Source organism: Pseudomonas sp. GW821-FHT02B10 (genome assembly GCF_059421865.1).
In genome coordinates this window covers 86,957-95,382 of record NZ_JBWKVU010000021.1, presented here as the reverse complement: position 1 = coordinate 95,382, position 8,426 = coordinate 86,957, and the positions used below count along the sequence as shown (strand labels likewise).

The window sequence follows — 8,426 nt, the reverse complement described above, 5'->3', positions numbered from 1 at the left end:
TAAGCAAGCCAACCACTTCACCCGTTAATCAGCATTGCAAAAATGGGGGTGACCATAGATTTCATTAGACCACTACAGTTAAAACAGCACGGCTACCCGGTACAGGACGAGGATCTGGCTAGGTTGTCGTCGCTGATCTTCGAGCACATCAATATGTTGGGGCAGTACTTCTTTGCGGTACCGGAAGAAGTCGCCCGAGGTGAACTGCGGCCACTACACAACCCAGACGAAGATCAGTGCCCCTCCCGCCAAAAGATCACACAAACCGGGCTATTCGAGCTTAAGAGCACTTTCTGTTCCATTGCTCCCCCAAACCCCGGTACTGGCCTGCATGGAAGACCAGCGGTTCTGCGCCGCTGTATCGGTATTGTTCGATCTCGCCAATGAAGATCAGGTGGTCACCGCCCTCGTACTGGGTGACGTTGCGGCACACCAGCACTGCCACCACATCGTCCAGCACCGGGGCTCCCGCCTTGCCATAGGAATGAGCTACACCGGCGAACTTGTCAGCTGCTGCCCGTGCGAACTGCTCCGACAAGTGGTGCTGGTGCGCGCCCAGCACGTTGATGGCGAAGTGGCTCGCTGAGCAAAAAACCTTCAGGCTCGGTGCCGTGCGTGCCAGGCTCCAGAGCACCAGCGCCGGCGACAGCGACAGCGAGGAGAACGAGTTGGCGGTCACACCGACGTTGCGGCCGTCAGCGGTGCGCGTGGTGATCACGGTCACACCGGTAGCGAACTGTCCCAGCAAGTTACGAAGTTCGCGGACACCGCGGCCCTCGGCATCGAGCAAATCGTGAGCCTTGGTTTCGGTGGCGGCATTCATGGTGATCTCTCCCCTCAAGCTGGCTCAGGCAGCCTGTTGGCTCATTGCGCGCGATTGCACGCGCAGCGTGAATCGAATCAACGGTGCGGTCAGCGCCGTGGTCACCAGCGCGAACACCACGAGGATCGTGTAGACCCTTGGCGGAAGGATCTGCATCTGCAGACCGATTGACAGGACGATCAGCTCCATCAAGCCGCGCGTATTCATCAACGAGCTCACCAGCATCGCATCGTGTGGCGCAAGCCCGGTGGCACGCGCGCCCAGATAGCTGCCACCAAACTTGCCGATGAATCCGCCCGCGAGGAATACACCGAACCACATCCATGATGCCGCGTCGTCGATCGTGCCGACCGACGCATGCAGCCCCGCATACGCGAAGAACACGGGCATCAGCACAAGCTTGACGAAACCTTCGACGTTGTCGCGCCACTCCTTCGCGACGCCGGGCACGCGCCGCACGAACAGCGCCGCCGCAAGCGCGCCAAATGCGCTATGGAATCCGATCAGCGACGTCGCGAGTGCCGACGCTATTACGAAGCAGAACAACACGGCCAAGCGGTCGCGCGCCGCATGCGCAGTCGATGCGAGCCGCGCAAGCGTCGGTCGAACCACGAAGCGCACCAGGAGCGCGCACAGCCCCAGATACGCGAGCAGGCTGAGGAGCATGCGCGCAAATGCCCAGCCAGGCCCGCTCGATAGCGAGGCAATCGTTGCAAGCAGCATCCATCCGAGCGCATCCGTCAGCATCGCGGCAGACATTGCGTGCCGTGCGCCCATCATGGCGCTGAGCTCCAGGTCGTCGATGATGCGCGCCATCACCGGCACCGCCGATACCGCAAGTGCGACACCGCAGAAGAGTACATAGGGCAGCGCCGGTGCGTCGCTGGCGAGCGTGTCTTTCGAGACGATGGCGACGATCATGCCGATCGCGGCCGGTGCGACGAGCCCGCCCGCTGCGATCGCGACGGGCATGCGCCAGCGCTTGCCGCGCAGCGTCTCGCCCAATTCCATATGCAGACCGACCTGAAACATCAGCAGTATCAGGCCGACTTCGCTGACTTGCGCCATCGCTGACAGCGCACTTGGGCCGAACAACAGTTCGTAGAAACTCGGTGCGATCATGCCCAACAGCGAAGGCCCCAACAGCAGACCGGCCGCGATCTCGCCGACGACCGCGCACTGGCCGAGCCGTTCGGCAATGCGGCCGCAGACGTTGCAGAGCGCGATCACCAGCATGAGTTGCAACAGCCAGATAGTCATGAATGCCTCGGCAAGAGCGACACCGACACGCAGCGGGTGGCCGCGAACCCAAGCGGGCCCGCCGCGCCGTACGCCGTGATGACCGTGACGCCGCTCGCCAGCTTCGCGAGCACCTGGCGCAGCGATACGGCCGAAACCGGCTCGGCTTCACGCATCACCGCTCACTCGCGACGCGGTCGACCCAGCCCCGGTAGAACGCACGGTACTTGAGCACCAGCTTGTCGTACTTGCTGTACGCGCCGCCGCCGTCCGGCTTCATCCCATTCCAGATTTTGACGTCGTACCCCGCCGCCTGCCTGGTCTGCAGCCCGAACAGCACGAAGTCAGTCGCCCGGCGCAGGATGCCGCCCACCTTCTTGATCGAGATGAGCATGTGCATGACGTTCTTGCCGTCGCTCACCGGCGTCACACACTGGAGCAGCTTGTATTTGATGTTTCCGTCCAGGGCGACGGTCATGACGCACCCGCCGGGGTAGCCATCGAAGTGCAGGTTCATCTGCGACATGTTCAGGCCGAGCGCGCGCGACAGCATGCCGAGGGGGCCGAAGTACCGGTCCACGGTGAAATCGATCCCGGCACCGAACCACGCGCCCGCCAGGGCCAGCGACTCAACCTCCGGCCACCGGCGCCAATCGTCGAAGAGCTTGAGCTCGAAGGCCGAGACCGGGAGCGCGTGCACGGGGGTCGCGTGCTGCGCGTCGTAGAAGTTCTCGACGATCCGCAAGACCGCCGTCGTCGTCTCGAACGCGAAGTGCAGGTGCATAAAGTCGCCGTTGTCGACGTCGGCCGCGGCGATTTCGGGCAGCGGGTGCAGCGGCTGCGGGGAGCCGTACCAGACCCACACGTAGCCGTATCGCTCGACGGTGACCAACGTCGGCTGGCGCGCCCCGCGCGGCACGGGCTCCAGCCGGGGCACCGCCTGGCTGTGGCCGGGGATGTGAACGCACTGGCCCTGCTCGTCGTACCGCCAGTGGTGAAACGGGCACTGGAGGCACCCGTCCTTGACCCGCCCGTCAGCCAGGTTCGCGCCCAGGTGCGAGCAGTGGCGGTCCATCACCACGGCCCGCCCCGTCGCTCCGCGCCACGCCACGCAGGGACGGCCGAAGAGCGTCAACTCCGTCGGCTTGTCCTTGAGGTCGTCCGAGCGCATCGCGACGTACCAGCTCGCGGCCAGGCGCGTAGTCGCGTCGTACGCCCCCGGGGCACGCTTCTTGATGCTCGCTTGATCCAATTGAATGTCGTTCATCGTTTTTCTGTCGTCGTCGGCCGACTACTTTTCAGCGCCAGGCCGATGCGGGTCGTGATGTACGCCTTGAGCAGCGCGAACATCGGGTTGTAGTCGAAGTACTTTTTCACCTCTGCCGGCGCGCTGGTTTGCGTCCAGTGCATCAGCTTCATCGCCGGCACCAGGCTGTACTTCGAGTTGTTGAGCTGCGGCTTGTCCCCGGTGATGCAGTACCCGAAGCCGAACATCGGCTTGGCGAAGTCTCGTTCGTCGATGAGGGCGTGAATCCGCGCCGCGGCCTCCTCCGCCGGCTTGCGCCCGGCGCTCACGGCCTCGACCTCGGCCTTGGCGTCGTTGAACAACTGGTAGTACTCCTCCATGTCCGCGCACAGGTACCCGAGATACGGGGGATCGTTGTCGAGGTGATCGAGGTCGCCCTCGTCGCGCGACGCGCGGAACCTCGCGTGGGCTTGCACGAGCCGGAACTGCCCGAGGATTGTGCCGACCGCCCACAGCCTGTGGAACGCGTCCCATAGGCGGAAGTCCGAGAACGCCGTGTAGCAGCAGCTGACGAAGTCGTCGTTGTGGTCCAGAAGCTTTTGCTGCAGGCGCTCGATGTACTCGAAGCGCTCGGGGGAGAAGTCGTCGTCGCGCAGCGCTTTGATGAGGCGCGCCGCGAGCGCGTGGATGGTCACCGCGGTGTTCTCGAGCCCCCGGGAGAAGAGCGGGTCGATAAACCCATTCGCGTGCAGCATCAGGCAGTAACGGTCGCCGACGCAGGCGTTCGACGAGAACTGCAGGCGGTCGGTCTTGACCCAGTCGCGCACTGGCACGGCGTCCCGGAACTGCGCCGCGATGCTCGGGAACCGCGCGAGGAACTCGTCGAATTCCTGCTGCGCGGAAATGTCCGTTTTCGGGTAGACACGCGGGTCGAGCTGCAGGCCGACGCTCACCAGGTTGTTGGTCGACCGCGGGTGGTTGTTGAACGGAATCACCCAGAGCCAGCCGCCCGTGAACATGTGGTGCAAGGTCCCTTCGTGCCAGCGCCAGCGCTGCCCCTTGACCTTGAAAATGTCGTCGAACGGCTTGACCCCGAGCATGTGCGTGTAGAGGCTGCGCGAGTGCGTCTTGAAGCGACACGGCTCTTCGCGGAGCCCGAACTTGGTCGCGAGCGGCGCGCGGGGTCCTCCGCAGTCGATCATGTACCGGCCGGTGAACCGATCGCCCTGGACGGTGGTCACCGCTACGCCGTCCTTGTCCGCGTGATATTCGGTCACGCTCGTCTTCTGGCGGACCGTGCAGCCGTATTTGATGGCCGCTTGCAACAGATAGGCGTCGACGTCCTGCCGGTAATAATGGCTCTCCGGCCCCCACGGCAGCTCGGGAATCACGCACTGCGTGAACTCCTTCGGGTTGTGCTCCTGGCCGGGCTTGTGGAACACGAAGCCGAAGTTGCGCTTGATGCCCGTGCTCGACGCGACGTAGCGTTGCGTCGAGTAGAACGACGTAATGTGGTCGAGCTCCGGAATGCCGTAGCGATCGGCGATGATGCGGTTCATGAGAGACGTCTCGGGGATCGACGATTCGCCAATCGTGAACCGCGGGTGCGACGACTCCTCGATGATCAGCACGCGAAACTGTTGTTTGGCCAAGATGGCCCCCATCTGGGTACCGGACATGCCCGAGCCGAGGATGATTACGTCGAAGTGGTTGCTATCGTGTCCGTTCGCGGGGCTCTTCTGAGTCATGGGGGCAAACTCTCCTTGTGAGATAACACTTGGTCGCGCGCATCAGGATTCGTCGATCGCGGCGCGGATGCGGGACCGCGCGGCATACGTGAGCGTGAGTAGTTCACCGAGCATGCTGGGCGCGTACCCCCCGCTGCCGATTGTGGGGCCGCTTTGCCCGACTTCGTACGCCCGCTCCGCCAATTTGAGGTGAGGCGCCCGGAAGCGCAGCAGGACCTTGAAGACCCGCTCGAGGGCTGTCAGCCCAGCCCGGACGTGCTCGTCCCGCGCACCGACCGCTCGCGCCTCGTCGAGCGCGCGGTCGATGAGCGCCGGCTCTCCGGAGAACCGAGCGTAGACCGCCCTGTACGCGGGAAGCACGTAGGGCAGGTACGTCTCTTTGAATTCTCGATAAGCTTGGTCGTTCGATTGCGAGCCCCACAGGACGTGCTCCAGCACGAAGAGGGGCATTTCTACGGCACCGGGGCCGAGGTAGCTCTGGCCCCCGACTCGAATAGGTTCGTAGAAGGGGCGCAGCTCATCGTAGAAGACCTGCGGCGAGATGAAGCGATACGCGTAGACGATCGATTCGACCATTTTCTGCAGATAGGCTTCCAGCTCGTCGCACCCTTGCGCGAATGCGGGCGACCGCAGGGAGACATCGGACAGCTCGACGGTCACCGCGATGGCCGCCTCGAGGGCCGCCATCGAGATGCGCACGCTCTCGAGCAGGTGCGCTTCGTCGGGCAGCCCGGTGTAGCTGCGCTGCGCGTCGGCCGCCGCGGGGTTCCAGACCGTCACATGCAGGAGTGTCTCGCGCGGCGGCAGGTCGGTCGCGCGCGCCAGGTCGAGCAGCACCGGCTCAAGGCCGGGCACCACCTCCGCGGGCTCGTGTCCGTGCCGCTTGAGCGACCCCAGGAAGAACCCGATGTCCCGCATCGCGGCGGCGGCTTCGACGAAGCCCCAGCCGGAGGGCACGCCGCGCGCCGGGAGGAACTCGCGCAACAAGCCGACGATGCCCGGCACGTCCTTGTTACGGTTCAGGCCCGGCAGCTGCAGAACGAGCGCGCGCGCCTGCAACGGATCACAGGCCGCCACGGCAGCGTGCGTGACTGTGAATGCGCCTACCCGGTCCAAGGTGCGTTCCACTACAGGATTTCCTGCGCCGCGAGCGTCGGCCCGCGCTGGCCGCGAGACCGCCCAGCGTCGCCGTCACGCAGCGACCGCAGGTAGTCGTAGTTCGTCGGCAGGCTCGTGCGCAGACGCTCGGCCTCGCGCCGGATGCTGGCGAACATCGCCTCGGCCTTCTCGATCGACTCCGGCCGGTGCTGCAAGAGCGGCAGCGACCGGTCGGGCAGCATGCCCAAGCCGGCAAAGATGCAGTAGTAGTTGCCGTTCAACCAGAAGTTCTTGAATTCGTAGTCGAAGGTCTCGTAGTACGTGGAATCGTCGAACGACGTGGTGGTCAGCGGCAGCCCCGCCTTGTAGCGCTGAACCTTCTCTTGGATGGCGTCCGAGAGCCGCAGCTCGTGCCGGTTCGCGAGCCAGAACGGCGTGTCTTCGCGCGACGCGGTGAAATAGTGCGCTTGGACGAAGTCTCGGCAGTCGTCGAACATATAGACGATCTCGGCGTTGAATGCGTCGCGCAACCGCGGGTCGAACGAGGTGTCGGGGAAGTGCTTCACGAGCTGGTAAAGCGCCGCGTAGATGAAGTAGATTCCCGTCGATTCCAGGGGCTCCAGAAAGCACGACGACAGCCCGATCGAGACGCAGTTGTTGACCCACGCCCGCTTGTTGCGCCCGACCCGGAACTTGATCTGGTTGAGCGGCTGATTGTCCGAGAGGCCCCAGAGGTTGAGGAAGTCGGCGGTGGCCTGGTCGCGCGAGGTGAACTTGCTCGAGAAGACGTAGCCGCTGCCGAACCGGCCCAGCATCGGAATCTTCCAGGTCCACCCCGAGTTCATGGCGATCGCGGAGGTGTACGGCTCGACCCCCTCGCGCGCGTCGTCGTTGGGCACGGCGCTGGCGACCGCGCTGTCGCACAACAGGTAGTCGGACATGTCGATGAAGGGCTCCTTCAGGGCCTGATTGATCAGGAGCCCCCGCATGCCGGAGCAGTCGATGAACAGGTCCGCCTCCAGCGTCCGTCCCTCCTTGGTGAACAGGCTGGAGATGTAGCCGCGCTCGTTCAGGTGAACATCCACGACCTCGTCGACCACGCGCTTCACCCCGCGTTCGACGGCCCAGCGCTTCAAGAAGTCAGCCACCAGGTGCGCGTCGAAGTGCCACGCGTGGGACATCTGGCGGGTGCCATCGGGCAGGCACGGCGCCAGCTTGCCGTCGAGCGCCGCGGCCTGCGGGTAGCACGCGTACTCCATCGGCTGCTGGAAACCCTGTTCGCGCTTGCGCAGCCAGTAGTGGGTAAGCGGCACGCCGTCGAAGTTCGGCACGTTGCCGAACAAATGGTAGAAATGATCGTCGCGCGAGGAGTCGGGAGACTTCCTCCAGTTCACGAACTTGATCGCGGCCTTGAACGCGCCGTTCACTTGGGGCATCCACTCCCGCTCCGGTATCCCGAGGAAGTCGAAGAACACCTTCTGCAAACTCGGGATGGTCGCCTCGCCCACGCCGATCCGGGGGATCGCTTCAGACTCGATGAGCGTAATGTTCGCCTGCTGTTGGAGCGCCCGGACGAGGTACGAGGCGGCCATCCAGCCCGCAGTGCCGCCGCCCACGATGACGATATTCTTGATCGGCTTGTTCATAACACTCCCTGTTTCAAGGCGGCCTGCCTGTGACGAGGGGAAGGCCGCCAGTCTCCGTGCATCCGTGCAAGAGGCACATCAATGTGCTGTGAGATTTAGACTCTAGCCTGCCGGAAAAACGACGCAAATTCCGTTTCCGAATTAACAAACTGAAACGCAAAGGCATTCGGTATAACGAAAAGTTTTGCGTACGTTTTTTTGCGCCTAATCAGCCCGCCGCTAAGGATGGTCTGAAGTAGCCATGTATTTTGGGCTGACTTCATCCACCGCCGATTTTGAAAGAGGCGAGCCGATCAAAAATGATCGGATCACTCGCTCATTTCGCTGTTTTCAGCCGGCGCGAGCCCCCGCTGCGGCCACTTTCCGCATCAAAGGCGCACCTCTCCTGCGCTGGTCAGCAAATGTCGGCGGGCCATCCACAGATTCGACAGGGCAAACAGGTCACCCTCTGTATTTCCCGCTTAGGGGATTCAATCTCCTCTATTGCCAGACAAGAAGTGCCCGCCAGCGACCGGGCTGCCCAGGGGCACGGCCACCGGAGTCGATTGCTCCAGGGTGGCGTGGGCGGTGTTCTTGAATTGAGTGATGCTCATGGCGCTACCTGTCGATGGAAAAAACCGCTGTCA

The 8,426-nt window shown here is 63.5% G+C and carries 7 protein-coding genes and 2 pseudogenes; 1 reads left to right on the top strand and 8 read right to left on the bottom strand.

All coding sequences use genetic code 11. From position 1 onward, the window contains the following. Nucleotides 1-75: 75 nt before the first annotated feature. Nucleotides 76-231 (top strand): annotated as a pseudogene (locus tag AC07VU_RS30015) (Tn3 family transposase); the annotation flags it as partial. Between the two features lie 49 nt (nt 232-280). On the opposite strand, the gene AC07VU_RS30010 reads toward AC07VU_RS30015, so the two are convergent. The 8 genes and pseudogenes from AC07VU_RS30010 to AC07VU_RS29975 form a co-directional block, all read right to left on the bottom strand. Continuing rightward, nucleotides 281-823: a flavin reductase family protein gene (locus tag AC07VU_RS30010; RefSeq protein ID WP_053261386.1), complete on the bottom strand. Its 543-nt coding sequence runs from the start codon at nt 821-823 to the stop codon at nt 281-283. 24 nt (nt 824-847) lie between these two features. Beyond that, nucleotides 848-2,083 (bottom strand): cation:proton antiporter, encoded by a 1,236-nt coding sequence (locus AC07VU_RS30005; protein WP_495030994.1) that lies wholly within the window; start codon nt 2,081-2,083, stop codon nt 848-850. Continuing rightward, nucleotides 2,080-2,238 (bottom strand): PNPOx family protein, encoded by a 159-nt coding sequence (locus AC07VU_RS30000; RefSeq protein WP_277588707.1) that lies wholly within the window; start codon nt 2,236-2,238, stop codon nt 2,080-2,082. Before AC07VU_RS30000 ends, AC07VU_RS30005 begins: the two co-directional genes overlap by 4 nt. After that, nucleotides 2,238-3,329 (bottom strand): aminopyrrolnitrin oxygenase PrnD, encoded by a 1,092-nt coding sequence (gene prnD, locus AC07VU_RS29995; protein WP_277588706.1) that lies wholly within the window; start codon nt 3,327-3,329, stop codon nt 2,238-2,240. Before prnD ends, AC07VU_RS30000 begins: the two co-directional genes overlap by 1 nt. Then, a complete protein-coding gene (gene prnC, locus AC07VU_RS29990; RefSeq protein ID WP_053261390.1) occupies nt 3,326-5,056 on the bottom strand; it encodes a monodechloroaminopyrrolnitrin halogenase PrnC in 1,731 nt (576 codons plus the stop codon). Before prnC ends, prnD begins: the two co-directional genes overlap by 4 nt. Before the next feature lie 42 nt (nt 5,057-5,098). Beyond that, nucleotides 5,099-6,184, bottom strand: coding sequence for a monodechloroaminopyrrolnitrin synthase PrnB (prnB, locus tag AC07VU_RS29985; protein WP_495030993.1), 1,086 nt, complete (start codon nt 6,182-6,184; stop codon nt 5,099-5,101). Then, nucleotides 6,184-7,800 (bottom strand): tryptophan 7-halogenase PrnA, encoded by a 1,617-nt coding sequence (gene prnA / locus AC07VU_RS29980; protein ID WP_495030992.1) that lies wholly within the window; start codon nt 7,798-7,800, stop codon nt 6,184-6,186. Before prnA ends, prnB begins: the two co-directional genes overlap by 1 nt. Nucleotides 7,801-8,273: 473 nt before the next feature. Continuing rightward, nucleotides 8,274-8,393, bottom strand: a pseudogene (locus AC07VU_RS29975) (cupin domain-containing protein); the annotation flags it as partial. Between the last annotated feature and the right edge of the window lie 33 nt (nt 8,394-8,426).